General features: G+C 54.6%; 24 protein-coding genes and 1 other RNA gene. 18 read left to right on the forward strand and 7 right to left on the reverse strand.

Features of this window, described 5'->3' with window-relative positions; genetic code table 11:
- The first annotated feature begins 24 nt into the window (after positions 1 to 24).
- Positions 25 to 1257 (forward strand): phosphoglycerate dehydrogenase, encoded by a 1233-nt coding sequence (gene serA, locus VSR74_RS11870; RefSeq protein WP_347794927.1) that lies wholly within the window; start codon positions 25 to 27, stop codon positions 1255 to 1257.
- Between the two features lie 390 nt (positions 1258 to 1647).
- On the opposite strand, the gene VSR74_RS11875 is transcribed toward serA, so the two are convergent.
- The 3 genes from VSR74_RS11875 to zapA form a co-directional block, all read right to left on the reverse strand.
- Positions 1648 to 2244 carry a 5-formyltetrahydrofolate cyclo-ligase gene (locus VSR74_RS11875; protein WP_347794928.1) on the reverse strand — a complete coding sequence of 199 codons (597 nt, stop codon included), beginning with the start codon at positions 2242 to 2244 and terminating at the stop codon, positions 1648 to 1650.
- Positions 2245 to 2268: 24 nt separating this feature from the next.
- Positions 2269 to 2452: non-coding RNA, 6S RNA (gene ssrS / locus VSR74_RS11880), on the reverse strand.
- A 41-nt stretch (positions 2453 to 2493) separates the two neighbouring features.
- Positions 2494 to 2823: a cell division protein ZapA gene (zapA, locus tag VSR74_RS11885; protein ID WP_347794929.1), complete on the reverse strand. Its 330-nt coding sequence runs from the start codon at positions 2821 to 2823 to the stop codon at positions 2494 to 2496.
- Positions 2824 to 2983: 160 nt separating this feature from the next.
- Here zapA and VSR74_RS11890 point away from each other — a divergent pair, with 160 nt between their 5' ends.
- The 8 genes from VSR74_RS11890 (at position 2984) to VSR74_RS11925 (ending at position 12963) form a co-directional block, all read left to right on the forward strand.
- On the forward strand, positions 2984 to 3562 hold the full coding sequence (locus tag VSR74_RS11890; RefSeq protein ID WP_347794930.1) for a YecA/YgfB family protein: 579 nt from the start codon (positions 2984 to 2986) through the stop codon (positions 3560 to 3562).
- A gap of 36 nt (positions 3563 to 3598) precedes the next feature.
- Positions 3599 to 4915: a Xaa-Pro aminopeptidase gene (pepP, locus tag VSR74_RS11895; RefSeq protein WP_347794931.1), complete on the forward strand. Its 1317-nt coding sequence runs from the start codon at positions 3599 to 3601 to the stop codon at positions 4913 to 4915.
- Entirely contained in the window at positions 4912 to 6090 is a 1179-nt protein-coding gene (gene ubiH / locus VSR74_RS11900) for a 2-octaprenyl-6-methoxyphenyl hydroxylase (RefSeq protein WP_347794932.1), read from the forward strand. The genes pepP and ubiH overlap by 4 nt, the downstream gene beginning before the upstream one ends.
- Before the next feature lie 9 nt (positions 6091 to 6099).
- A complete protein-coding gene (ubiI, locus tag VSR74_RS11905) occupies positions 6100 to 7302 on the forward strand; it encodes an FAD-dependent 2-octaprenylphenol hydroxylase (RefSeq protein WP_347794933.1) in 1203 nt (400 codons plus the stop codon).
- Positions 7303 to 7709: 407 nt separating this feature from the next.
- A complete protein-coding gene (gene gcvT / locus VSR74_RS11910) occupies positions 7710 to 8804 on the forward strand; it encodes a glycine cleavage system aminomethyltransferase GcvT (RefSeq protein ID WP_347794934.1) in 1095 nt (364 codons plus the stop codon).
- 26 nt (positions 8805 to 8830) lie between these two features.
- Entirely contained in the window at positions 8831 to 9220 is a 390-nt protein-coding gene (gene gcvH / locus VSR74_RS11915; RefSeq protein ID WP_347794935.1) for a glycine cleavage system protein GcvH, read from the forward strand.
- Between the two features lie 69 nt (positions 9221 to 9289).
- Positions 9290 to 12163, forward strand: a complete 2874-nt coding sequence (gene gcvP, locus VSR74_RS11920) for an aminomethyl-transferring glycine dehydrogenase (RefSeq protein WP_347794936.1) — start codon at positions 9290 to 9292, stop codon at positions 12161 to 12163.
- A 56-nt stretch (positions 12164 to 12219) separates the two neighbouring features.
- Positions 12220 to 12963, forward strand: coding sequence for an SDR family oxidoreductase (locus tag VSR74_RS11925; RefSeq protein ID WP_347794937.1), 744 nt, complete (start codon positions 12220 to 12222; stop codon positions 12961 to 12963).
- A gap of 126 nt (positions 12964 to 13089) precedes the next feature.
- Here VSR74_RS11925 and VSR74_RS11930 read toward each other — a convergent pair whose 3' ends face one another.
- Both VSR74_RS11930 and VSR74_RS11935 read right to left on the reverse strand, forming a co-directional pair.
- On the reverse strand, positions 13090 to 14523 hold the full coding sequence (locus tag VSR74_RS11930) for a 6-phospho-beta-glucosidase (protein WP_347794938.1): 1434 nt from the start codon (positions 14521 to 14523) through the stop codon (positions 13090 to 13092).
- Positions 14524 to 14642: 119 nt separating this feature from the next.
- Positions 14643 to 15371 (reverse strand): MurR/RpiR family transcriptional regulator, encoded by a 729-nt coding sequence (locus tag VSR74_RS11935; RefSeq protein ID WP_347795241.1) that lies wholly within the window; start codon positions 15369 to 15371, stop codon positions 14643 to 14645.
- Positions 15372 to 15422: 51 nt separating this feature from the next.
- Here VSR74_RS11935 and yqfB point away from each other — a divergent pair, with 51 nt between their 5' ends.
- Positions 15423 to 15755: a N(4)-acetylcytidine aminohydrolase gene (gene yqfB / locus VSR74_RS11940; protein ID WP_347794939.1), complete on the forward strand. Its 333-nt coding sequence runs from the start codon at positions 15423 to 15425 to the stop codon at positions 15753 to 15755.
- Between the two features lie 142 nt (positions 15756 to 15897).
- On the forward strand, positions 15898 to 16557 hold the full coding sequence (trhA, locus tag VSR74_RS11945) for a PAQR family membrane homeostasis protein TrhA (protein ID WP_347794940.1): 660 nt from the start codon (positions 15898 to 15900) through the stop codon (positions 16555 to 16557).
- Positions 16558 to 16605: 48 nt separating this feature from the next.
- On the opposite strand, the gene ygfZ is transcribed toward trhA, so the two are convergent.
- Positions 16606 to 17586: a tRNA-modifying protein YgfZ gene (gene ygfZ, locus VSR74_RS11950; RefSeq protein ID WP_347794941.1), complete on the reverse strand. Its 981-nt coding sequence runs from the start codon at positions 17584 to 17586 to the stop codon at positions 16606 to 16608.
- Between the two features lie 246 nt (positions 17587 to 17832).
- Here ygfZ and sdhE point away from each other — a divergent pair, with 246 nt between their 5' ends.
- Entirely contained in the window at positions 17833 to 18099 is a 267-nt protein-coding gene (gene sdhE / locus VSR74_RS11955; protein ID WP_347794942.1) for an FAD assembly factor SdhE, read from the forward strand.
- Positions 18080 to 18496 carry a protein YgfX gene (locus VSR74_RS11960; RefSeq protein ID WP_347794943.1) on the forward strand — a complete coding sequence of 139 codons (417 nt, stop codon included), beginning with the start codon at positions 18080 to 18082 and terminating at the stop codon, positions 18494 to 18496. Before sdhE ends, VSR74_RS11960 begins: the two co-directional genes overlap by 20 nt.
- On the opposite strand, the gene fldB is transcribed toward VSR74_RS11960, so the two are convergent.
- Entirely contained in the window at positions 18493 to 19014 is a 522-nt protein-coding gene (fldB, locus tag VSR74_RS11965; protein ID WP_347795242.1) for a flavodoxin FldB, read from the reverse strand. The two genes, VSR74_RS11960 and fldB, sit on opposite strands and share 4 nt — an antisense overlap.
- 103 nt (positions 19015 to 19117) lie before the next feature.
- Between fldB and xerD the strand changes: the two genes are divergently transcribed.
- From xerD to lysS, 5 genes are all read left to right on the forward strand, one after another.
- A complete protein-coding gene (gene xerD / locus VSR74_RS11970) occupies positions 19118 to 20014 on the forward strand; it encodes a site-specific tyrosine recombinase XerD (protein WP_149463303.1) in 897 nt (298 codons plus the stop codon).
- 23 nt (positions 20015 to 20037) lie between these two features.
- A complete protein-coding gene (gene dsbC / locus VSR74_RS11975; protein ID WP_347794944.1) occupies positions 20038 to 20751 on the forward strand; it encodes a bifunctional protein-disulfide isomerase/oxidoreductase DsbC in 714 nt (237 codons plus the stop codon).
- 5 nt (positions 20752 to 20756) lie between these two features.
- Positions 20757 to 22490, forward strand: a complete 1734-nt coding sequence (gene recJ, locus VSR74_RS11980; protein WP_347794945.1) for a single-stranded-DNA-specific exonuclease RecJ — start codon at positions 20757 to 20759, stop codon at positions 22488 to 22490.
- Positions 22491 to 22581: 91 nt separating this feature from the next.
- Positions 22582 to 23680 (forward strand): peptide chain release factor 2 gene (prfB, locus tag VSR74_RS11985; protein ID WP_347794946.1). Its coding sequence is split into 2 segments (ribosomal slippage): positions 22582 to 22656 and positions 22658 to 23680, totalling 1098 coding nucleotides; the frame shifts between segments, so codons are not numbered across the junction.
- A gap of 9 nt (positions 23681 to 23689) precedes the next feature.
- Entirely contained in the window at positions 23690 to 25207 is a 1518-nt protein-coding gene (gene lysS / locus VSR74_RS11990) for a lysine--tRNA ligase (RefSeq protein WP_347794947.1), read from the forward strand.
- Positions 25208 to 25236: the final 29 nt, after the last annotated feature.

Here is a 25236-nt window from a genome sequence, read left to right on the forward strand (position 1 = left end):
GTAAAACAAAGACAGGGCGGGGAAATGGCTAAGGTATCACTGGAAAAAGAGAAAATTAAATTTCTGCTGGTAGAAGGCGTACATCAGAAGGCGCTGGATAGTCTTCGTGCGGCAGGTTACACCAACATTGAGTTTCACAAAGGCGCTCTGGACAGCGAACAACTGAAAGAGTCCATCCGTGATGCCCATTTCATCGGCCTGCGCTCCCGCACTCATCTGACCGAAGAGATTTTCGCGGCGGCGGAAAAACTGGTGGCAGTGGGCTGTTTCTGCATCGGCACCAATCAGGTCGATCTCAACGCGGCAGCTAAACGCGGCGTACCGGTTTTTAACGCACCGTTCTCGAACACCCGTTCCGTGGCTGAGTTGGTGATTGGCGAACTGCTGCTGTTGCTGCGCGGCGTGCCGGAGGCGAATGCTAAAGCACACCGCGGCGTGTGGAATAAACTGGCGGTGGGCTCGTTTGAAGCGCGCGGTAAAAAACTGGGCATTATCGGTTATGGCCATATCGGTACTCAGCTCGGTATTCTGGCGGAATCGCTGGGGATGCACGTATTCTTCTATGACATTGAAAACAAATTGCCGTTGGGCAATGCCACCCAGGTTCAGCATCTCTCCGATTTGCTAAACATGAGCGATGTGGTGAGTTTGCATGTGCCGGAAAACGCCTCAACCAAAAATATGATGGGCGTGGAAGAGCTGGCGCTGATGAAGCCGGGCGCACTGCTGATTAACGCCTCGCGTGGTACGGTTGTCGATATTCCGGCGCTGTGCGATGCGCTGGCGCGTAAACATCTGGCGGGGGCGGCTATTGATGTCTTCCCGACCGAACCGGCGACGAACAGCGATCCGTTCAATTCTCCGCTTTGTGAATTTGATAATGTTATCCTGACTCCGCACATTGGGGGCTCAACTCAGGAAGCGCAGGAAAATATCGGCCTGGAAGTGGCGGGTAAACTGGCGAAATACTCCGACAACGGCTCCACGCTCTCTGCTGTGAACTTCCCGGAAGTCTCGCTGCCGATCCACGGTGGTCGTCGCCTGCTGCACATCCATGAAAACCGCCCGGGCGTACTGACCGCCATCAACCAGATCTTCGCGGAGCAAGGCGTCAACATTGCCGCACAGTACCTGCAAACCACGCCGCAGATGGGCTATGTGGTTATCGATATTGAAGCGGAAGAAGATGTTGCGCAGAAAGCGCTGCAAAGCATGAAAGCGATTCCGGGCACGGTTCGCGCACGTATGCTGTTCTGATTCTTACTAACTTACGGGCGGGCCGCTGGCCTGCCTGTACTTTCCCGCTCATCCGCTGCTGTTTTCCATTCTGAAACGTATGTAATCACCCTTTGCGAAGCGAGTCGTAATAGGCAACTAAAGCCGCGCGACGGCGATTTTGCGCGCGTAAGAAAGATTAGGATAGGGGCAGCATGGTGCTAAAACGGGAAAGCCCCTACCGAAGCAGGGGCTCTGATAAGGAAAGGGACGATGATGAGCTACGTCATCATGCTGCTGATTCTGTTAATAATCGCTTTCCCGGCCTATTAACAAAGACGCAGGAGGGAGGTTCGCCTCCCTCACCCTTTACCGAGGAATTTAGGTCAAAAATTCAGCAAAGTCAATCGGGGCGAAGTGGGAAACTTCGCCCTACCACACCCAGGTTTTTGACGGCGTTACCACCGCTGGCAGCGGGATATCCCACTCTTCAACCGGCAGCCGTTCCACCAACTGACAATCGTGCGCGTAGCCTACCGGGCTGATGCCATGATGCTGCCAGTTTTGCAGCGTGCGATCGTAAAACCCGCCGCCCATTCCCAGCCGTTGCCCCTGTTCGTCGAAAGCGACCAGCGGCGTAATCAGCACATCCAGTTCGCTCAGTGGCAGAACATTGCGCACATCGAGTTTCGGTTCGTGAATTTTCAGTCGGTTAATGACCAGTTCGCTGTGTGGATGGTAGTGCAGAAACAGCAGATTTCCGGGGCTGAAGGGGTGAAGTACCGGCAGATACACGCGCTTACCCGCTCGCCAGAGTTGTTCTATTAGCGGTTGAGTGTCGAGCTCGCCATCAAAAGACAAAAACAGCGCGACCGTGTGCGCCATCACCATGGGCGGATACGCCATCATGCGTGATGCGGCTTGCTCGCCAAAATCGATTTGCTGCTGTTCTGTTATCTCGCGACGTTTTTGCCGAATCATCTTGCGGATGTCTTGTCGGGAGAGTGCGAGTTCAGGGAGTTGTGTCATAACGGGGTAGGTGGTAAATGAAGGGGAATCTCCGAGATGCCGCCGCAGGCTGTAACCCTTGAACCCTTGGTTCAAGGTGAATGCGTCGTCACAGTTTTAAGGCTTCTCGGACGGGCCGAGCATGCTCACCAACCATGGAGCGCCACATTCTTGTGGTATGAAATATCGGCTCAGGGGACTGGCCCGCTTGCGAACATCTCAGAGAAATTTTTTCTTCACAGTCACTCTACCACAGTAAACTGCAAAGTGTTATTCAAAGTTTTGCCCTGGTTTTTCGGTGCTGCGACCCTGGTCAAGCAATGCCTGTTCAATGGTCTGCTGAAGCATCCGAATGCGCTGCTCCATACTGGAAGCGTAATCGCGCGTTTTGGACTTTTCCTGAGTTAACTCATAGCTGATATTCAACGCGGCGATGAAGACCAACTGCTCAGTATTTGTGACTCTAGTGCGTTCTTTCAGATCTTGCAACCGCTGATTCAGATCGTCCGCAGCCTGATTCAAAGCATCCCTTTGTTCAGGCGGGCAATTCACGCGAAGCGAACGGCCAAAAATGTGAATATCGACGGGTTCTGCAGACATGCCACCTTCCTGCTGATTGACTGCGCGGCCTTCACACCCAGGATGCGAAGGGGCGACACTATAGCTACCCTGGCACGAACATACAAGCCCTTTTCTGGTATCACCAGGGTCCAAAGTGGTAGCATACCATGAATATTCCTCCCAACGATGATGAATGCGCATGTCTATACAGAACGAAATGCCTGGTTACACCGAACTTAACCAGTTACTGAACCAACAAGGGGTAGGTCTGACACCTGCGGAAATGCATGGTCTCATCAGCGGGATGCTCTGTGGCGGAAACAACGACAGCTCATGGCAGCCGCTGCTTCACGACCTCACTAACGAAGGGCTGGCGTTCGGCCACGAACTGGCTGAAGCGCTGCGCACTCTGCATGCAGTAACCAGCGATTCGCTGGAAGACGACGGCTTTCTTTTTCAGCTTTATCTGCCTGATGGCGATGACATCAGCGTATTCGAACGCGCCGACGCGCTTTCGGGCTGGGTAAATCACTACCTGCTGGGGTTAGGCGTTTCGCAGCCGAAGCTCGATAAAGTGAAGGGCGAAACCGGGGAAGCGATTGACGATCTGCGTAATATCGCACAACTGGGCTACGACGAAGACGAGGATCAGGAAGAGCTGGAGATGTCGCTGGAGGAGATTATTGAGTATGTGCGCGTTGCGGCGCTGCTGTGCCATGATACCTTCACTCGTCCGCAGCCGACTGCGCCGGAAGTTCAAAAGCCAACGCTACACTAAACGTTATCGATTGTTATGTGTGAATAAGGAGATGTCATGACACAGCAAGAGTTTCTCCGTCGCCGTCAGGCACTGCTGGCGCAAATGCAGCCAGGCAGCGCGGCGCTGATTTTTGCCGCGCCGGAAGTGACCCGCAGCGCGGATTCCGAGTATCCCTATCGCCAGAACAGCGATTTCTGGTACTTCACGGGCTTTAACGAGCCGGAAGCCTTGCTGGTGCTGATTAAAAGCGATGACACTCACAACCACAGCGTGCTGTTCAACCGTGTGCGCGACCTGACGGCGGAGATCTGGTTTGGTCGCCGTCTGGGTCAGGACGCCGCGCCGGAAAAACTGGGCGTTGACCGCGCGCTGGCCTTCAGCGAAATCAATCAGCAATTGTTCCAGTTACTTAATGGCCTGGACGCTATCTATTACGCTCAGGGTGAGTATGCCTGGGCTGATGAGATTGTCTTCACGGCGATGGATAAGCTGCGTAAAGGTTCGCGCCAAAATCTGGTGGCACCGGCAACGGTTATTGACTGGCGTCCGCTGGTGCACGAAATGCGTCTGTTCAAATCGGAAGAAGAGATTGCGGTGATGCGACGGGCTGGTGAAATTACCGCGCTGGCGCATACGCGCGCGATGGAAAAGTGCCAGCCGGGGATGTTCGAGTATCAGCTTGAAGGGGAAATTCTGCACGAGTTTACCCGCCACGGCGCACGTTTCCCGTCTTATAACACCATCGTTGGTGGCGGTGAAAACGGCTGCATTCTGCACTATACCGAAAATGAATCAGAACTGCGTGATGGCGACCTGGTGCTGATCGACGCCGGTTGCGAATATAAAGGCTATGCAGGCGATATCACACGCACCTTCCCGGTAAACGGCAAGTTCACCCCCGCGCAGCGCGCTATCTACGATATCGTACTGGAATCGCTGGAAACCTCGCTGAAACTTTATCGTCCAGGCACCTCTATTCAGGAGGTAACCAGCGAAGTGGTGCGCATCATGATTACTGGCTTGCGCAACCTTGGTATTCTGCATGGCGACGTGGAAAAGCTCATCGCTGCTAACGCGCATCGTCCGTTCTTCATGCATGGCCTGAGCCACTGGCTGGGGCTGGATGTGCACGATGTCGGTGTTTACGGCATGGATCGTTCACGGGTGCTGGAACCGGGCATGGTATTAACCGTGGAACCAGGTCTTTATATCGCCCCGGATGCAGATGTTCCTGCGGAGTATCGTGGCATTGGCATCCGCATCGAAGATGACATTCTGATAACCGCAGACGGCAACGAAAACCTGACCGCATCAGTGGTAAAACGCGCGGATGATATTGAGGCGCTGATGGCGGCGGCGCGTCGCCCATGAGCCTGATTATTGTCGGCGGGGGAATGACTGGCGCGACGCTTGCGCTGGCGGTGTCGCAGATGACAGACGGGCGTTTGCCGGTGCATCTGATTGAAGCGGCAGAAGTCGACTCTCTGCAGCATCCGGGCTTTGATGCCCGGGCGATTGCGCTGGCGGCAGGTACCTGTCAGCAACTGGCGAAAGTCGGTATCTGGCAGGCAATTGCAGACTGTGCGACGGCAATTAATACCGTTCATGTAAGCGATCGCGGACATGCCGGGTTCGTCACTCTGGAGGCGGAATCGTATCGTTTGCCTGCGCTGGGCCACGTTGTCGAATTGCATGATATTGGGCAACGCCTTTTTGCGCTGCTGCGTAAAGCGTCCGGGGTTACGTTACACTGCCCGGCGCGCGTGGCGAGCGTAAACCGCACACAGGATGCGATAAGCGTTACGCTTGCCGGTGGCGAGGTCATCACCGGTCAGATGCTGGTGGCGGCCGACGGTTCCCGTTCGGCGCTGGGCGAGCAGTGCGGTATAAGCTGGCAGCAGGAGCCCTATCAACAACTGGCGGTGATTGCCAATGTCACTACGGCGGTAGCCCATCAGGGCCGCGCCTTTGAACGTTTTACCGAGTACGGCCCGCTGGCGATGTTGCCTATGTCGCAGGGGCGCTGTTCGCTGGTGTGGTGCCATGCGCTGGAAAAACGCGATGAGGTGATGGGCTGGTCAGACGAACGTTTCTGTAACGAACTTCAGCAGGCGTTTGGCTGGCGTTTAGGGCGCATTACCCATGCGGGCGCACGTACTGCTTATCCCCTATCGCTGACCACGGCAACCCGCCCGGTATCCCATCGCCTGGCGCTGGTGGGGAATGCGGCACAAACCCTGCATCCGATTGCCGGGCAGGGCTTCAACCTCGGTTTGCGTGATGTGATGTCGCTTGCGGAACGACTGGCGCAGGCGCATAAAGCGAATCAGGATATCGGAAATTATGCTCTGCTTTGTCGTTATCAACGCCAGCGCGCGGGCGATAAGTCTGCCACAATCGGTGTCACCGATGGTCTGGTTCATCTGTTTGCCAACCGCTGGGCACCGCTGGTGGCGGGCCGAAATCTGGGGCTGATGGCGATGGAATTATTCACCCCGGCACGCGATGTGCTGGCGCAGCGAACGCTGGGCTGGGTAGCCCGATAAGGAGTTAAAGTGCAGAGTGTAGATGTCGCTATTGTCGGCGGTGGAATGGTGGGGCTGGCGGTTGCCTGTGGTTTACAGGGCAGCGGGCTGCGCGTGGCGGTGCTGGAACAGGCCCGGCCGCAGAGGCTTCCGGCAGATGCGCCGCCAGCGCTTCGCGTATCAGCCATTAATGCCGGCAGCGAAAAATTACTCACCAGACTGGATGTCTGGTCTTCTATTGTGGCTCATCGCGCCAGCCGCTACCACGGTATGGAAGTGTGGGATAAAGACAGCTTTGGCCGCATCGCTTTTGACGACAAGAGCCTGGGCTACGGCCATCTGGGACACATTATCGAGAATGCGGTCATCCACGAGGCGTTATGGGAAAAAGCGCAACGTTGTCAGGACATTACCCTGATGGCACCCGCTGAGCTTCAGCAGGTCGCCTGGGGCGAGAATGACGCATTCCTGACCCTCAAGGATGGCTCGATGCTGACGGCGCGTCTGGTGGTTGGCGCGGATGGCGCAAACTCCTGGCTGCGTACAAAAGCGGATATTCCGTTAACCTTCTGGGATTACAAGCATCATGCGCTGGTGGCGACCATTCGCACCAGTGAGCCGCATGATGCCATCGCTCGCCAGGCCTTTCACGGCGAAGGCATTCTGGCGTTCCTGCCGCTTTCTGACCCGCATCTGTGCTCAATTGTCTGGTCGCTTGCACCGCAGGAAGCCGAACGGATGCAGCAGGCGGATGAACGTGAGTTTACCAAAGCGCTCAGTATTGCCTTTGATAATCGCCTTGGCCTGTGCTCACTCGAGAGTGAACGGCAGGTCTATCCGCTTACCGGGCGTTATGCGCGTCAGTTCGCCGCGCACCGTCTGGCATTGGTGGGCGATGCGGCGCATACCATCCACCCGCTGGCAGGGCAGGGCGTTAATCTGGGCTTTATGGATGCGGCAGAATTGATTGATGAACTGAAGCGCCTGCATGCGCAGGGCAAAGATATCGGTCAGCACTTCTATCTGCGCCGCTATGAACGCAGCCGCAAGCACAGTGCTGCTATGATGCTGGCGGGGATGCAGGGGTTCCGCGAACTCTTCGCAGGTGAAAACCCGGCGAAAAAACTGCTGCGTGATATTGGCCTGAAACTGGCGGATACCTTGCCGGGTGTGAAACCGCAACTTATTCGCCAGGCAATGGGGCTTAACGATCTGCCTGATTGGCTTCGTTAACTCCGTCACACTTCTTCTCCCGACGCTCTGTCGGGAGATCTTTCCGCTCGTTTGAAAAAATCTAATTTCACCTCTTTTTTCGCATTAGTTTTTCTAATTCAGCATTTTTTTCATGACGAAAATCACGCCCCGATTTCCGCACTAAATATGGTTTTATGCTAAATGCTCACCGATGTTTGTTAATTATATGTGGCTTTATTCGCATTTTTGTAGCGAATAACTCTGTAAGCTTTTGGCTTATTTTGACCATAAGCTAATCTGATGACCCGTCCCTGCTTATGGTTTACTGCCGATTTCGGTGGTAAGTTCAGGCAAAAGAGAACGTTTGCGTCGGGGCCTGTTCGCAGTGTCGACGCCGGGTTTTTGTAATGGAAAGTGGTTGGCTTTGCTTACTCAACGAGGACAAGATGGCACAACAAACGCCTTTGTATGATCAACACGTGCAGTGCGGCGCACGCATGGTGGATTTCCACGGCTGGATGATGCCGCTGCATTACGGCTCGCAAATTGATGAGCACCATGCGGTACGCACCGACGCCGGGATGTTCGATGTGTCGCACATGACCATCGTCGACCTTCACGGCAGCCGCACCCGCGAGTTTCTGCGCTATCTGCTGGCAAATGACGTTGCCAAACTGACCGTCCCCGGCAAAGCGCTTTACAGCGGCATGCTAAACGCCTCGGGCGGCGTGATTGACGACCTTATCGCCTATTACCTCACCGAAGATTATTTCCGCCTCGTTGTAAACTCCGCTACCCGCGAAAAAGACCTCTCCTGGATCACCCAACACGCTGAACCTTACGCTATTGAAATCACCGTGCGTGACGACCTGTCGCTGATCGCGGTGCAGGGGCCTAATGCCAAAGCAAAAGCCGCAACCCTGTTTAGCGATGAACAGCGTCACGCCGTTGAGGGCATGAAGCCATTCTTCGGCGTACAGGCGGGCGATTTATTTATCGCAACCACTGGCTATACCGGGGAAGCGGGTTATGAAATTGCGATGCCGCGCGAGAAAGCCGCCGATTTCTGGCGCGCTTTAGTTGAAGCGGGTGTAAAACCATGTGGTCTGGGCGCGCGTGATACGCTGCGTCTGGAAGCCGGTATGAATTTGTACGGCCAGGAAATGGACGAGGGTATCTCTCCGCTGGCAGCCAATATGGGCTGGACTATTGCCTGGGAGCCTGTTGACCGTAATTTCATCGGTCGCGAAGCGCTGGAGATACAGAGTGAAAAAGGTACCGAGCAACTGGTAGGCCTGGTGATGACCGAAAAAGGCGTACTGCGCGGCGAACTGCCGGTACGTTTCACCGACGCTCACGGCAACGCGCTGGAAGGCGTGATCACCAGCGGCACATTCTCCCCGACGCTCGGCCACAGTATTGCGCTGGCCCGTGTCCCGGAAGGGATTGGCGAGACGGCAATCGTGCAGATTCGTAACCGCGAAATGCCGGTAAAAGTTACCAAACCTGTTTTTGTGCGTAACGGCAAAGCCGTCGCGTAATTCCCCCTATTTCTGGAGATTTTTTGATGAGCAACGTACCAGCAGAACTGAAATACAGCAAAGAACACGAATGGCTGCGTAAAGAAGCCGATGGCTCTTACACCGTAGGCATCACCGAACACGCGCAGGAATTACTGGGCGACATGGTGTTTGTTGACCTGCCGGACGTCGGTGCGACCGTGGCCGCGGGCGACGACTGCGCAGTAGCGGAATCCGTAAAAGCGGCATCAGATATCTACGCGCCAATCAGCGGTGAAATCGTCGCCGTTAACGATGAACTGGGCGACTCGCCGGAACTGGTTAACAGCGAACCGTATGCGGGCGGTTGGATCTTCAAAATCAAAGCCAGCGATGAGGCGGAAGTGGACGCGCTGCTGGATGCGACAGCCTACGCAGCACTGTTAGAAGACGAGTAACCGTTTTTCTCCCTCTCCCTCAGGGAGAGGGCATTCTAAAATCACCGCATGTTTCAGGAACCATCGCTCATGACACAGACTTTAAGCCAGCTTGAAAACCGTGATGCTTTTATCGAACGTCACATCGGGCCGGACGCTCAGCAACAGCACGCCATGCTGCAAACGGTTGGCGCGGATTCATTAACTGCACTGATTTCTCAAATCGTGCCGAAAGATATCCAGCTTGCCACCCCGCCGCAGGTGGGCGACGCAACGACAGAGTTCGCCGCGCTGGCGGAACTGAAAGCGATTGCCGGGCGCAACAAGCGCTTTAAGTCTTACATTGGCATGGGCTATACGGGCGTACAGTTGCCGCCGGTTATCCAGCGCAATATGCTGGAAAACCCAGGCTGGTACACCGCCTACACACCTTATCAGCCAGAAGTGTCGCAGGGGCGTCTTGAGTCGCTGCTGAACTTCCAGCAGGTAACGCTGGATCTGACCGGTCTGGACATCGCCTCCGCTTCTCTGCTGGACGAAGCCACTGCCGCGGCTGAAGCGATGGCAATGGCGAAACGCGTAAGCAAACTGAAGAATGCTAACCGTTTCTTCGTGGCAGCAGACGTCCATCCGCAGACGCTGGACGTGGTACGCACTCGTGCAGAAACCTTTGGTTTTGATGTGATTGTTGATGATGCCGACAAAGCGCTGGATCATCAGGATGTCTTTGGTGTGCTGTTACAACAGGTTGGCACTACCGGTGAAGTTCACGACTACACCAGCCTGATTGCCGAGCTTAAATCCCGCAAAGTGGTGGTAAGCGTTGCTGCCGATTTTATGGCGCTGGTGCTGCTGACCGCACCGGGTAAACAGGGCGCAGACATTGTTTTCGGCTCTGCCCAACGCTTCGGTGTTCCGATGGGATACGGCGGCCCACACGCGGCTTTCTTTGCCGCAAAAGATGAATTTAAACGCTCCATGCCAGGCCGTATTATTGGCGTATCGAAAGATGCGGCGGGCAATACCGCGCTGCGCATGGCGATGCAGACTCGTGAACAGCATATTCGTCGCGAGAAAGCGAACTCTAATATTTGTACTTCTCAGGTTCTGTTGGCGAACATTGCCAGCCTGTATGCCGTCTTCCACGGCCCGGTTGGCCTGAAGCGTATTGCCAATCGTATTCACCGTCTGGCTGATATCCTGGCGACAGGTTTACAGCAGAAAGGGCAAAAACTGCGTTTCGCCCACTTTTTCGACACCTTGTGTGTAGAAGTCGCGGATAAAGCCAGCGTACTGGCGCGCGCCGAGGCGGCGGAAATCAACCTGCGCAGCGATATCCACAACGCGGTGGGCATTACGCTTGATGAAACCACCACCCGTGACGATGTGCTGAAGCTGTTCAGTGTGATCCTCGGTGACAACCACGGCCTGAACATCGACACGCTGGATAAAGACGTGGCGCTCGATAGCCGTTCGATCCCGGCAGCGATGCTGCGCGATGACGCGATCCTGACTCATCCGGTATTTAATCGCTATCACAGCGAAACCGAGATGATGCGCTATATGCACTCGCTGGAGCGTAAAGATCTGGCGCTGAACCAGGCAATGATCCCGCTGGGTTCCTGCACCATGAAGCTGAATGCGGCAGCGGAAATGATCCCGATCACCTGGCCTGAATTTGCCGAACTGCACCCGTTCTGCCCGGCAGAGCAGGCGGAAGGTTATCATCAGATGATCGGTCAGCTCTCTGACTGGCTGGTGAAACTGACCGGCTACGATGCGGTTTGCATGCAGCCGAACTCTGGTGCGCAGGGTGAATACGCGGGCCTGCTGGCGATTCGTCACTATCACGAAAGCCGCAATGAAGGGCATCGCGATATTTGCCTGATCCCGGCGTCCGCTCACGGCACGAACCCGGCCTCTGCGCAGATGGCGGGGATGCAGGTGGTCGTTGTTGCCTGTGATAAGCAGGGCAACATTGACCTGGCGGATCTGCGCGCGAAAGCCGAGCAGCATGGCGACAACCTCTCCTGCATCATGGTGACGTACCCGTCTACCCACGGCGTATACGAAGAAACCATCCGCGAAGTGTGTGAGATCGTTCACCAGTTTGGTGGCCAGGTTTACCTCGATGGCGCGAACATGAACGCGCAGGTGGGGATCACCTCGCCGGGCTTTATCGGCGCGGATGTCTCGCACCTTAACCTGCATAAAACCTTCTGTATCCCGCACGGCGGCGGCGGCCCGGGTATGGGCCCAATTGGTGTGAAAGCGCATCTGGCACCGTTTGTTCCGGGTCACAGCGTAGTACAAATTGAAGGTATGCTGACCCGTCAGGGCGCGGTTTCTGCCGCGCCGTTCGGCAGCGCCTCCATTCTGCCAATTAGCTGGATGTACATCCGCATGATGGGCGCGGAAGGGCTGAAGCAGGCAAGCCAGGTAGCAATCCTGAATGCCAACTATATTGCCAGCCGTCTGAGAGATGCTTTCCCGGTGCTCTATACCGGTCGCGAAGGACATGTAGCGCACGAATGTATTCTTGATATTCGTCCGCTGAAAGAAGAGACAGGTATCAGCGAACTGGACATTGCCAAGCGTCTGATTGACTACGGTTTCCACGCGCCAACCATGTCTTTCCCGGTGGCGGGGACGCTGATGGTCGAGCCAACGGAATCCGAAAGCAAAGTCGAACTGGATCGCTTCATTGATGCAATGCTTGCGATCCGTGCGGAAATTGACCGCGTGAAAGCGGGTGAGTGGACGTTAGAAGATAACCCGTTGGTCAACGCGCCGCATACCCAGAATGAGCTGGTGTCTGAGTGGAAGCACGGCTACAGCCGCGAAGTGGCGGTCTTCCCTGCTGGCGTCGAGAACAAGTACTGGCCGACCGTGAAGCGTCTTGACGACGTCTATGGCGACCGTAATCTGTTCTGCTCCTGCGTACCGATGAGTGAATATCAGTAAGCTATTGGACTATTCTTTTAAGGGCGCTTCGGCGCCCTTTCTTATGGGAGACTGTTATGGGAATTGCACTGGTAACTGGCGCAAGTCGGGGGATTGGCCGGGCGACGGCATTACAGCTCGCGCAGGAGGGATATCAGATCGCCGTCAATTACCACCACAATGTACAGGCGGCGGCTGATGTGGTGCGTGAGATAACCGATGCGGGCGGAGAGGCGTTTGCCCTACGTGCCGATATCAGCGATGAGTCGCAGGTGGTGGCAATGTTTGAGGCGATCGACAAACACAGCCAGCCGCTGGTGGCATTGGTGAATAACGCGGGCATTTTGTTTCAGCAAAGCCGCGTGGAAGCGCTGACGGCAGATCGCATCAATCGTGTACTGGCAACCAATGTGACGGGTTACTTCCTGTGTTGTCGCGAAGCGGTTAAGCGTATGGCGCACCAGTATGGCGGCGTGGGCGGAGGCATTGTGAATGTCTCCTCTGCGGCATCACGCCTTGGCGCTCCGGGCGAGTATGTGGATTATGCCGCGTCGAAAGGGGCGGTCGATACCCTGACGACGGGGCTGGCGCTGGAAGTCGCGGCGCAGGGAATACGGGTGAATGGCGTGAGGCCCGGATTTATCTATACCGAAATGCATGCCGACGGCGGTGAGCCGGGGCGCGTGGATCGGGTGAAATCATCGTTACCCATGCAGCGTGGTGGCCAGCCGGAAGAAGTGGCGCAGGCGATTGTCTGGCTGTTGAGTGATAAAGCGTCGTATGTGACGGGGAGTTTTATTGAGCTGGCGGGCGGGAAGTGAGTGTTTTGTTATTCCCTTACCCTGCCCTCTCCCACAGGGAGAGGGTAAAAACCTGCGCAGATATGTAACCCGGCGCGATCGGTTCCCTCTCCCTGTGGGAGAGGGTTAGGGTGAGGGGGGCCATATTTAAAGTGTTTCGCCGTTGCTGGCAATCACCGCTTTGTACCACTCAAAACTTTTCTTGCGTGAGCGTGACATGTCTCCGGTGCCGTCGTCGTGTTTGTTCACGTAAATAAAGCCGTAACGCTTGCTGTACTGGCCCGTGGTGAACGATACGCAATCGATGCAGCCCCACGGCGTATAGCCCATTAAATCCACACCATCGTAGGTCACCGCTTTCATCATCTCTTCGACGTGAGCCCGCAGGTAATCGATGCGATAATCATCGTTGATGCTGCCATCGTCTTCTACTTTGTCATACGCGCCAAAGCCGTTTTCGACAATAAACAGCGGTTTCTGGTAACGCTCATACAGTTCGCACAGCGAGTAACGCAGGCCGACCGGGTCAATCTGCCAGCCCCAGTCAGATGCTTTCACATGCGGGTTCGGTACGCTGCCCTCGAAGCCGGAGATGGCATCGCCGCTGCCGCCTTCGGCTTTTACCGCGTTGGTCATGTAGTAACTGAAACCAAGGTAGTCACAGGTACCTTCGCGCAGAATCGCGTCGTCGCCCTGTTCCATTTTGATATCAAAGCCGCGACGCTCCCACTCATTCAGGACGTAAGAAGGGTAGTAGCCGCGTAGCTGAACGTCGGTGAAGACATAGCGTTCACGCATCGATTCCTGGGCAAACATCACGTCTTCTGGTTTGCAGGAGAATGGATAGAGCGCCACCATCGCCAGCATGCAGCCGACTTTCATTTCCGGGTTGATGCGACGCGCTGCTTTTACCGCCAGCGCGCTGGCCACGAACTGGTGGTGTAGCACCTGATACATGGTCTCTTCCGGATTGTCGTGCTCGGTATAGACCACGCCAGAACAGCAGTAGCCGAACAGCGGGGCGCGCCAGTTACGCTGATTATTGATTTCGTTGAAGGTCATCCAGTATTTGACCTTATGCTTGTAGCGCTCGAAAACGACTTCCGCGAAACGGACAAAGAAATCAACTACTTTACGGTTAGTCCAGCCGCCATATTCCTGTACCAGATGCAGCGGCATTTCAAAGTGGGAAAGTGTGATAACGGGTTCGATGTTGTATTTCAGCAGTTCATCGAACATGGCGTCGTAGAATTGTAAGCCTTCTTCATTCGGCTGAGTTTCGTCGCCTTTCGGGAAGATTCGCGTCCAGGCGATAGAGGTACGGAAGCATTTGAAGCCCATTTCAGCAAACAGTTTGATGTCTTCTTTGTAACGACCATGAAAGTCGATGGCTTCGTGATTCGGATAGTATTTTCCCGGCACCACTTCCTGAGTGATTTCACGTGGTACGCCGTGCGCGCCGCCGGTCAGTACGTCGCAGATGCTTGGGCCTTTGCCGTCTTTATTCCAGCCGCCTTCAACCTGATGCGCCGCGACCGCGCCGCCCCATAAAAAATCTTTTGGTAAGGTCATTTTTTTCATTGTTGCTCTACTCACTCGTTAATGCAATTAAGGTGAGTCTAACAAAGGAAGAGTAAATGTCACGATATAACAAATTACCCGTCAGGGTATATGTTACATCAAAAAAACGCTCTGTATTTTTATGCTAATTTCTTCGCCAGTTTCCGACCTAGTGATTCGAGAATATAAATAACCGGGATTTGCGTCGTAATATCATAAACTCCGCCGATGCGCGTTTGTGGGAAGTGCCAGGAGAGATTATAATCTGCAAGTTTCGCCAGGCGTGAATGCTCATGACTGGTTATCGACATCACCTTGCAATGGTGCAGGCTGAACTGGCTGGCAAAGCGCAGGATCTCCTCCGTTTCACCGGAAACCGAAAGCACGATTGCCAGCGCGTTTTTAGCCATGTCATTGGTCACCGGAAAATACGGGTCATCAATATGATTGCTGAATTTTCCTATATTAGAGAAGAAACGCGCACCATATTTAGCCAGAGCCCCCGATGTTCCCGCGCCGACGAAAATAATACGTTCAGAAGAAAGAATAATATCAACGGCGGCATCGAGTAATTTATCAAACTCGTCGTTATTGACGCTTTTAAAAAAACTGATAATTTCACTGGCGCCGGAATTAGCCTGTTGTGGCTCATTCTGCTCGAGATACAATTTAAAACGCACACGAAACTCAGAGTAACCGTCGCAGTTGAACTTACGGCAAAAGCGCATCACGGTAGTGGTGGAGACGCCCACCGCACCAGCCAGTTCGCGAATGGTCATGTACATCACTTTGTCACGGTTTTTGATAACGTAGTGATAGACCAACATCTCAAGACCATTGAGGCTAGCGATAGCGGTGTGGGTAAACATGCTCACGGTGGCGATTCTCTTAAAATTCACAGACCTTAAAGGGATAATACCATGCAACCTAACGACATCACTTTTTTTCGCCGTTTTCAGAACGATATTTTGACGGGGCGTAAAACCATCACGCTGCGCGACGATGCTGAGTCTCATTTCAGCGTCGGGGATGTTTTACGCGTTGGGCGATATGAGGATGATGGCTACTTCTGCACGATAGAAGTGCTGGCGACCTCCCGTATCACGCTTGATACGCTTACCGAGTGGCATGCCCGGCAGGAAAACATGACGCTTGCTGAACTGCGTCAGGTGATCACCGACATTTACCCCGGCCTGCGCGAGTATCACGTTATTGAGTTCCGGTATCTTCACTCAAACGATGAACAAGTGTGAGTTGAATGATTTATGTAATTCAATGATTTATATGGATTTACAAATTTACATCTTTTTATTTTAGCTAACAGGTGTTCACTGGAATCATTCTCAGTTACACTAGGAACGTTGAACCGATTGTGTTGTTCTCCCGGAGTACGTAATGAACCAGAAACCGCTCATTAAACAGGGTTATTCGTTGGCAGAGGAAGTTGCCAACAGCATCAGCCATGGAGTGGGTTTTGTATTTGGTATTGTGGGGCTGGTTCTGCTGCTGGTGCAGGCGGTGGACACCAATGCCAGCGCGATGGCGATCACCAGTTATAGCCTGTATGGCGGCAGCATGATTTTGCTGTTCCTCGCCTCGACGCTCTATCATGCCATCCCGCATCAGCGAGCGAAGATCTGGCTGAAGAAATTTGACCACTGTGCCATCTACCTGCTGATTGCCGGAACCTATACGCCGTTTTTGCTGGTGGGGCTGGATTCTCCGCTGGCGCGCGGGTTGATGATTGTTATCTGGAGCCTGGCGCTGCTGGGGATCCTGTTCAAGCTCACTATTGCGCATCGTTTCAAGGTGTTATCGCTGGTGACTTATCTGACAATGGGCTGGCTGTCGCTGATTGTGGTGTATCAACTGGCGATTAAGCTGGCGATTGGTGGCGTAACTCTGCTCGCCGTGGGCGGGGTGATATATTCGCTGGGGGTGATTTTTTATGTCTGCAAACGAATCCCCTACAACCACGCTATCTGGCACGGCTTCGTGTTGGGCGGCAGCGTGTGCCATTTTCTGGCGATTTATCTTTATGTCGGGCAGGCCTAGTTGTATTGCCGGATAAGGCGAAGCCGCCATCATCCGGCACTCACAACGTTACTCTTCCAGTGAATAGGGCAGCGGCTCAATACTTAACGTATTGGCGTCATCACGCACGCGGAATACGCTGTCAGCTTCCATATCATTGTTCATCACTGCCTGCACCAGAAGACGCCCATCATCCAGTTGCACGGCGGCCAGTACGGTGCCGGTGCGACGCCAGTTCTCACCCATTTTCAGCTCCAGGTCTTCACCAGCTTCTGGTACGCGGCTGGCTGTTCCTGCCAGTGACCACAGTGCGCGTTTGTTTGCGCCACGGAATTTCGCCCGCGCCACCATCTCCTGCCCGGTGTAGCAGCCTTTCTTAAAGCTAATGCCGCCCAGCGCCTGAATGTTGGTCGCCTGCGGGATGAACTGCCCGCTGTTGGCTTCATCAATAACGGGCAGACCGGCTTCGATATTCAGCGCCAGCCACTGCTGGCTGTTATTAAGTTGTGCTTCCCCACGCAGCGCTTCAGTGACGCGCGTAGCGGTCGCCTCGTCAGTCACCAGCAGGAAGCGTTCATCAGGGTGTGCAAACCACAGGATTGAGGTTTCGCCTTCCTGCACCAGCGGTTTATCCGCGTCAGGTAACCCGGGGAACAGGTTCGCCAGCGCCGCGCGCGACTGGAAACCCGCCACGCCCAGCAGTACCAGCTCATCGTTCGGTTCAATAGCCACTTTCGAGAATACCGCGTACTTCTTCAGTTGCGTCAGTTGCGCTTCGCGCAGGCTGCGGCGTTCAACCCATGCAAACCCTTCATTGCGGCGAAATATGCGCAGGTTGCTCCACATCTTGCCTTTGGCATCGCAATGGGCGGCCAACAGATGCTCGTTCGCGCCCAGTTGCACGACATCCGCGGTGACCTGGCCTTGCAGGTACTTTTCACTGTCAGCGCCGGTAATGGTCGCCAGCGCCCAGTCATCGAGAGTCATAAGCGTCAGCGGTAAACGCGCGGAGGCCGAGGGCTGACGAGGAGGGAAAGGAGTAAAAGCCATAGTGATGTCCTGAATTGCTAACGCACGGGTAGATAACTCATGGTAAAAGAGATAGTCATCAATGCAAGCCCTTTCAACAGACGATTCGTGCCCTGAAGAACGGTTTGCGATAAGGTACGCAGGTATGATGAAAAACCACTTTGTTTACGTGTGTTTTCTGAATGTTGCCCGCGATTAACGAGATTGCTGTAAAGTAAGTCCAAAAAACACGTTAGACTAATGACATCGTTATGCTGGAAGGAAATTATGGACATCAATAATAAGGCCCGTATCCACTGGGCATGCCGCCGTGGTATGCGCGAACTCGATATCTCCATCATGCCGTTTTTCGAACACGAGTACGATTCTCTCAGCGACGGTGATAAAGCTATTTTTGTTCGTCTGCTGGAATGCGACGATCCGGATTTATTTAACTGGCTGATGAATCACGGTAAGCCAGCGGACGCTGATCTTCAGCGTATGGTGCATTTAATTCAGACTCGGAATCGGGAACGTGGTCCTGTGGCAATCTGATTTACGCGTCTCATGGCGCGCTCAATGGCTCTCTTTACTGCTCCACGGCCTGGTGGCGGCATTCATTTTGCTGATGCCCTGGCCGTTAAGTTACACCCCGTTATGGCTGTTGTTGTTGTCGCTGGTGGTGTTTGACTGCGTGCGCAGTCAGCGGCGCATTAACAGCCATCAAGGGGAGATCAAACTGCTGATGGACTCCCGCCTTCGCTGGCGCGATCAGGAGTGGGAAATTCTCGGGCATCCGTGGGTGCTTAACACCGGTATGATGCTGCGTTTACGCCGGCTGACCAGCCGTCGTCGGCAGCATTTATGGATTGCTGCCGACAGCATGGATGCCGATGAGTGGCGTGACCTGCGACGTATTATGACGCAGCAGCCCGCGCCGAGTAAGCATTAAGAGAACTGTTCGGCCATTTCGCCAAGAATCTGTTCGCACCAGTTCTGAATACGTTCATCGCTCAGATCATACTGGTTGGTCTCGTCCAGCGCGAGGCCAACAAACAACTGACCATCGGCAATAACCGGTTTCGGGCTGGTAAATTCGTACCCTTCAGTCGGCCAGTAGCCGACAAACTTCACGCCTTTGGTCGCCAGTTTATCGTGCAGCATACCGAGCGCGTCCAGGAACCATTCGCCGTAACCTAGCTGATCGCCCATGCCATAGAGCGCGACAATTTTACCTTCCAGGTTCAGCGTATCCAGTTGTTCCCAGACAGCTTCCCAATCTTCCTGAATCTCACCAAAATCCCAGGTTGGGATGCCGAGAATCAGCACATCGTACTGCTCCATAAGCGCCGGAGCGTCATCTTTCACATTGTGCAGCGTCACCAGTTCCGGGCCGATGATGTCGCGAATTTTCTCCGCTGCCATTTCGGTGTAGCAGGTACTGGAACCATAAAAAAGGCCGATGTTCATAACGTAAATGGTCTCGATTCTTACAGTGACTATGCCGTCAGTGTACCAGAACACACATAGAATCATGCATAATGGTGCCGATGAAACAGGCAAAGGGGCGAACGTGGAACAGGATCTCGCACGAATCGAACAATTTCTCGATGCGCTGTGGCTGGAGCGGAATCTTGCCGAAAATACGCTGAGCGCCTATCGTCGCGATCTCACTATGGTGGTTGAATGGCTGGCTCATCGAGGCCTGACGCTTGATACCGTCCAGCATGATGATTTGCAGAATCTGCTCGCGGAACGCCAGCAGGGCGGGTATAAAGCCACCAGTTCAGCACGTTTGTTGAGCGCGATGCGTCGGTTTTTTCAGCATCTTTATCGCGAGAAAGTGCGCGCTGATGACCCCAGCGCGCTGCTGGCATCGCCAAAGCTGCCGCAGCGCTTGCCGAAGGATTTGAGTGAAGCGCAGGTTGACCGACTGCTGCAGTCGCCGGTGACCGATATTCCGCTGGAACTGCGCGATAAAGCGATGCTGGAGGTGCTTTATGCCACTGGTCTTCGCGTCTCCGAACTTGTCGGGTTGACGATGAGTGACATCAGCCTGCGTCAGGGCGTGGTGCGCGTCATCGGTAAAGGTAACAAAGAACGCCTCGTTCCCCTGGGGGAAGAAGCGGTATATTGGGTGGAAACGTATCTGGAACATGGTCGCCCGTGGCTATTAAACGGAGTCTCTATTGATGTCCTGTTCCCCAGCCAGCGCGCCCAGCAAATGACGCGCCAGACGTTCTGGCACCGCATTAAACACTATGCTCAACTGGCGGGTATCGACAGCGAAAAGCTCTCTCCGCACGTATTGCGCCACGCGTTTGCTACCCATTTGCTTAACCACGGTGCAGATTTACGCGTGGTGCAGATGTTATTAGGCCATAGTGATTTATCGACAACGCAAATTTATACGCACGTGGCGACTGAGCGACTGCGACAACTTCATCAACAGCACCATCCACGGGCATGATGCTGACTATAAAGGACGATTTTATGAAAAAAGGTTTAGTGATGTTCACCCTGCTGGCGGCGGCTTTTTCCACGGTCACCCATGCGGATGATGCAGCGATTAAACAGTCGCTGGCTAAACTGGGCGTACAGAGCACGGATATCCAGTCGGCACCGATCGCAGGCATGAAAACCGTGCTGACCAACAGCGGCGTACTCTACGTCACCGAAGATGGTAAACACATTATCCAGGGGCCGATGTATGACGTGAGCGGCGCGCAGCCGGTCAACGTGACCAATCAACTGCTGATGACGCATCTCAACGCCCTGGAAAAAGAGATGATTGTCTACAAAGCGCCGAAAGAGCAGCACGTGATTACCGTCTTCACTGACATTACCTGCGGCTACTGCCACAAGCTGCATGAAGAGATGAGCGACTACAACGCGCTGGGTATTACTGTGCGCTATCTCGCTTTCCCGCGTCAGGGCATTCAAAGCCAGGCTGAACAGGATATGAAAGCGATTTGGTGCGCCAAAGATCGCAACAAAGCCTTCGATGACGCCATGACCGGGAAGGGTGTGCAACCGGCAAGCTGCGATATTAATATCGCTGACCACTACGCCCTGGGCGTGCAGTTTGGCGTGAGCGGCACACCGGCGATTGTCCTGAACGATGGCTACGTTGTGCCGGGTTATCAGGGGCCGAAAGAGATGAAAGCGTTCCTCGACGAACATAAAAAACAGACCAGCGGTAAATAATTCGCGTGAAACCTAAGATTCAACTTTGCCGCCGCGAGGCGGTTGATTCAGATTCGCTGCCGGCTGACCTACCGCCGCTGTTGCGTCGTTTATACGCCAGTCGCGGTGTGAAAACGGCGGACGATTTAGAGCGCGGCCTGAAGGGCATGCTGCACTGGCGCACACTGACGGGCGTCGAAAAAGCCGTTGAGATGCTGCACGATGCGTTTGAGAAAAACCTGCGCATCATGGTGGTCGGCGATTTTGACGCCGATGGCGCCACCAGTACCGCGCTCAGCGTACTGTCGCTGCGCGCGATGGGCTGCCACAATGTGGAGTATCTGGTGCCGAACCGTTTTGAAGACGGTTATGGCCTGAGCCCTGAGGTGGTTGATCAGGCTCATGCGCGCGGTGCGCAGATGATCATGACGGTCGATAACGGCATCTCCTCCCATGCGGGGGTTGATCACGCGCATCAGCTTGGGATCAGCGTGCTGGTGACCGATCACCACCTGCCGGGCGAGACGCTACCGGATGCCGATGCGATGGTGAACCCAAATCTGGTGGATTGTCCGTTCCCATCGAAATCGCTGGCGGGCGTGGGCGTGGCGTTCTACCTGATGCTGGTGCTCTGTAATCACCTGAAGGCGAAAGGCTGGTTTGAATCGCGCGGTATCGCGGTGCCGAAGATTGTCGAGTTCCTCGATCTGGTGGCGCTGGGTACGGTTGCCGACGTGGTGCCGCTGGATGCCAATAACCGCATTCTGACCTGGCAGGGCCTGAGCCGTATTCGCGCGGGTGTGTGTCGCCCGGGCATCAAAGCCTTGCTGGAAATAGCTAATCGCGACCCGCAAAAGCTGGTGGCGAGCGATCTCGGTTTCGCCCTCGGCCCACGTCTGAACGCGGCCGGGCGACTGGACGATATGTCGGTCGGCGTGGCATTACTGCTGAGTGATAATCTCGGTGAAGCCCGCATGCTGGCGAATGAACTCGATGCGCTCAACCAGACGCGCAAAGAGATTGAGCAGGGCATGCAGGCGGAAGCGCTGACCCTGTGCGAAAAGCTTGAGCGCAGTAGTGACACACTGCCCGGCGGGTTGGCGATGTATCATCCTGAGTGGCATCAGGGCGTGGTCGGCATTCTGGCCTCGCGTATTAAAGAGCGTTTCCACCGCCCGGTAATCGCCTTTGCGCCTGCTGGCGACGGCATGCTGAAAGGTTCTGGCCGTTCGATTCAGGGGCTGCATATGCGCGATGCGCTGGAGCGCCTGGATACACTCTATCCTGGCCTGATGATGAAGTTCGGTGGCCACGCGATGGCGGCCGGTTTATCGCTGGAAGAAGCGAAGTTTGATGAGTTCCAGCAGCGCTTTGGCGAACTGGTGACGGAATGGCTCGATCCGGCGCTGTTGCAGGGTGAAATTCTTTCGGATGGCGAACTTTCCGCGCCGGAAATGACGCTGGAAGTGGCGCAGATGCTGCGCGAAGCCGGGCCGTGGGGGCAGATGTTCCCGGAGCCATTGTTTGATGGGGATTTTCGCCTGCTGCAACAGCGCATTGTCGGCGAACGCCATCTGAAAGTGATGGTAGAACCCGTAGGTGGCGGCCCGCTGCTGGATGGTATCGCGTTCAACGTTGATACGACCTGCTGGCCGGATAACGGCGTGCGCGAGGTGAAGCTTGCCTACAAGCTCGACATCAATGAGTTTCGCGGAAACCGCAGTTTGCAGTTAATCATCGACAATATCTGGCCAATTTAGCGCCAGTAATCGCTATAAATAAGGGCGCAGATCCGGTAAAATCTCGCCCTTATAACTGAATTTTGACTCGTCCATTAAAAGAAAACAGATCATGTTTGAAATTAACCCGGTAAATAACCGCATTCAGGACCTCACGGAGCGCTCTGACGTTCTTAGGGGGTATCTTTGACTATGATGCGAAGAAAGAGCGTCTCGAAGAAGTAAATGCCGAGCTGGAACAGCCGGACGTCTGGAACGAACCTGAACGCGCACAGGCGTTAGGTAAAGAGCGTTCCTCTCTCGAAGCGATTGTTGAAACCCTCGACCAGATGTCGCAGGGGCTGGAAGATGTTTCCGGCCTGCTGGAGCTGGCTGTGGAAGCGGACGACGAAGAAACCTTCAACGAAGCCGTCGCTGAACTCGACACCCTGGAAGAAAAACTGGCGCAGCTTGAGTTCCGCCGCATGTTCTCCGGTGAGTACGACAACGCCGACTGCTATCTCGACATCCAGGCTGGCTCCGGTGGTACCGAAGCGCAGGACTGGGCCAGCATGCTGGAACGTATGTATCTGCGTTGGGCGGAAGCGCGCGGCTTCAAAACCGAAATTATTGAAGAATCTGAAGGTGAAGTCGCGGGTATCAAGTCCGTTACCATTAAGATTTCCGGCGATTACGCGTATGGCTGGTTACGTACTGAAACCGGCGTTCACCGCCTGGTGCGTAAGAGCCCGTTCGATTCCGGCGGCCGTCGCCACACCTCCTTTAGCTCCGCGTTTGTCTACCCGGAAGTCGATGACGATATCGATATCGAAATCAACCCGGCTGACCTGCGTATCGATGTGTATCGCGCATCCGGGGCGGGTGGTCAGCACGTTAACCGTACAGAATCTGCGGTACGTATTACCCACATTCCGACCAACACGGTAACGCAGTGCCAGAACGACCGTTCTCAGCACAAAAACAAAGACCAGGCCATGAAGCAGATGAAAGCGAAGCTTTATGAGCTGGAAATGCAGAAGAAGAACGCTGAAAAACAGGCGATGGAAGACAATAAGTCTGATATCGGCTGGGGTAGCCAGATTCGTTCTTATGTCCTGGACGACTCCCGCATCAAAGATTTGCGTACTGGTGTAGAAACCCGTAACACGCAGGCGGTGCTGGACGGCAGTCTGGATCAATTTATCGAAGCAAGTTTGAAAGCAGGGTTATGAGGAACCAACATGTCTGAACAACACGCACAAGGTGCTGACGCGGTAGCCGACCTTAACAATGAACTGAAAGCGCGCCGCGAGAAGCTGGCAGCACTGCGCGAACAGGGTCTCCCGTTCCCGAACGATTTCCGTCGCGACCACACCTCAGACCAACTGCACGCTGACTTCGACGCCAAAGAGAACGAAGAGCTGGAAGCGCTGAACATCGAAGTGTCCGTTGCTGGCCGCATGATGACCCGCCGTATTATGGGTAAAGCCTCTTTCGTGACTTTGCAGGACGTCGGCGGTCGTATCCAGTTGTACGTTGCTCGTGACGATCTGCCGGAAGGCATCTATAACGAGCAGTTCAAAAAATGGGACCTCGGCGACATCCTCGGCGCGAAAGGTAAGCTGTTCAAAACCAAAACTGGCGAACTCTCTATCCACTGCACCGAGCTGCGTCTGCTGACCAAAGCGCTGCGCCCGCTGCCGGACAAATTCCATGGCCTGCAGGATCAGGAAGCGCGCTATCGTCAGCGTTACCTGGATCTCATCTCTAACGATGAATCCCGCAAAACCTTTAAAATCCGCTCCCAGATTATGGCTGGCATCCGTCAGTTCATGGTGGGTCGCGACTTTATGGAAGTGGAAACCCCGATGATGCAGGTGATCCCAGGCGGCGCGTCTGCCCGTCCGTTCATCACCCATCACAATGCCCTGGATCTGGACATGTACCTGCGTATCGCGCCGGAACTGTACCTGAAACGTCTGGTCGTTGGCGGCTTCGAACGCGTATTCGAAATCAACCGTAACTTCCGTAACGAAGGCATCTCCGTTCGTCATAACCCAGAGTTCACCATGATGGAACTCTATATGGCGTATGCGGATTACAAAGATCTGATCGAACTGACCGAATCTCTGTTCCGCACCCTGGCGCAGAATATCCTCGGAACTACCGAAGTGTCTTACGGCGAAGAAACCTTCGACTTCGGTAAACCGTTCGAAAAACTGACCATGCGTGAAGCTATCAAGAAATACCGCCCGGAAACGGATATGGCGGATCTGGATAACTTCGATTCTGCAAAAGCGATTGCGGAAAGCATCGGTATTAACATTGAGAAGAGCTGGGGTCTGGGCCGTATTGTGACCGAGATCTTCGAAGAAGTGGCCGAAGCGCACCTGATTCAGCCGACCTTCATCACTGAATACCCGGCTGAAGTGTCTCCGCTGGCGCGTCGTAATGACGTTAACCCGGAAATCACTGACCGCTTCGAGTTCTTCATCGGTGGCCGTGAAATCGGTAACGGCTTTAGCGAGCTGAACGATGCAGAAGATCAGGCGCAGCGCTTCCAGGATCAGGTTGATGCGAAAGCCGCAGGCGACGACGAAGCGATGTTCTTCGACGAAGACTACGTGACCGCGCTGGAACACGGCCTGCCGCCGACTGCGGGCCTGGGTATCGGTATCGACCGTATGGTGATGCTGTTCACCAACAGCCACACTATCCGCGACGTGATTCTGTTCCCGGCGATGCGCCCGGTGAAATAAATCGCTGAGATGTGAAAAAGCCCTGATGT

The organism is Pseudocitrobacter cyperus (genome assembly GCF_039889165.1).
Taxonomy (GTDB): domain Bacteria; phylum Pseudomonadota; class Gammaproteobacteria; order Enterobacterales; family Enterobacteriaceae; genus Pseudocitrobacter; species Pseudocitrobacter cyperus.

Coding starts and splice junctions, on each gene's coding strand:
- trhA (WP_347794940.1), top strand. CDS start 15,898: ATGAACCAGAAACCGCTCATTAAACAGGGTTATTCGTTGGCAGAGGAA.
- VSR74_RS11875 (WP_347794928.1), bottom strand. CDS start 2,244: ATGACACAACTCCCTGAACTCGCACTCTCCCGACAAGACATCCGCAAG.
- VSR74_RS11925 (WP_347794937.1), top strand. CDS start 12,220: ATGGGAATTGCACTGGTAACTGGCGCAAGTCGGGGGATTGGCCGGGCG.
- zapA (WP_347794929.1), bottom strand. CDS start 2,823: ATGTCTGCAGAACCCGTCGATATTCACATTTTTGGCCGTTCGCTTCGC.
- ygfZ (WP_347794941.1), bottom strand. CDS start 17,586: ATGGCTTTTACTCCTTTCCCTCCTCGTCAGCCCTCGGCCTCCGCGCGT.
- pepP (WP_347794931.1), top strand. CDS start 3,599: ATGACACAGCAAGAGTTTCTCCGTCGCCGTCAGGCACTGCTGGCGCAA.
- sdhE (WP_347794942.1), top strand. CDS start 17,833: ATGGACATCAATAATAAGGCCCGTATCCACTGGGCATGCCGCCGTGGT.
- VSR74_RS11935 (WP_347795241.1), bottom strand. CDS start 15,371: ATGTTTACCCACACCGCTATCGCTAGCCTCAATGGTCTTGAGATGTTG.
- fldB (WP_347795242.1), bottom strand. CDS start 19,014: ATGAACATCGGCCTTTTTTATGGTTCCAGTACCTGCTACACCGAAATG.
- gcvP (WP_347794936.1), top strand. CDS start 9,290: ATGACACAGACTTTAAGCCAGCTTGAAAACCGTGATGCTTTTATCGAA.
- serA (WP_347794927.1), top strand. CDS start 25: ATGGCTAAGGTATCACTGGAAAAAGAGAAAATTAAATTTCTGCTGGTA.
- gcvT (WP_347794934.1), top strand. CDS start 7,710: ATGGCACAACAAACGCCTTTGTATGATCAACACGTGCAGTGCGGCGCA.
- VSR74_RS11930 (WP_347794938.1), bottom strand. CDS start 14,523: ATGAAAAAAATGACCTTACCAAAAGATTTTTTATGGGGCGGCGCGGTC.
- dsbC (WP_347794944.1), top strand. CDS start 20,038: ATGAAAAAAGGTTTAGTGATGTTCACCCTGCTGGCGGCGGCTTTTTCC.
- yqfB (WP_347794939.1), top strand. CDS start 15,423: ATGCAACCTAACGACATCACTTTTTTTCGCCGTTTTCAGAACGATATT.
- ubiH (WP_347794932.1), top strand. CDS start 4,912: ATGAGCCTGATTATTGTCGGCGGGGGAATGACTGGCGCGACGCTTGCG.
- VSR74_RS11890 (WP_347794930.1), top strand. CDS start 2,984: ATGTCTATACAGAACGAAATGCCTGGTTACACCGAACTTAACCAGTTA.
- lysS (WP_347794947.1), top strand. CDS start 23,690: ATGTCTGAACAACACGCACAAGGTGCTGACGCGGTAGCCGACCTTAAC.
- gcvH (WP_347794935.1), top strand. CDS start 8,831: ATGAGCAACGTACCAGCAGAACTGAAATACAGCAAAGAACACGAATGG.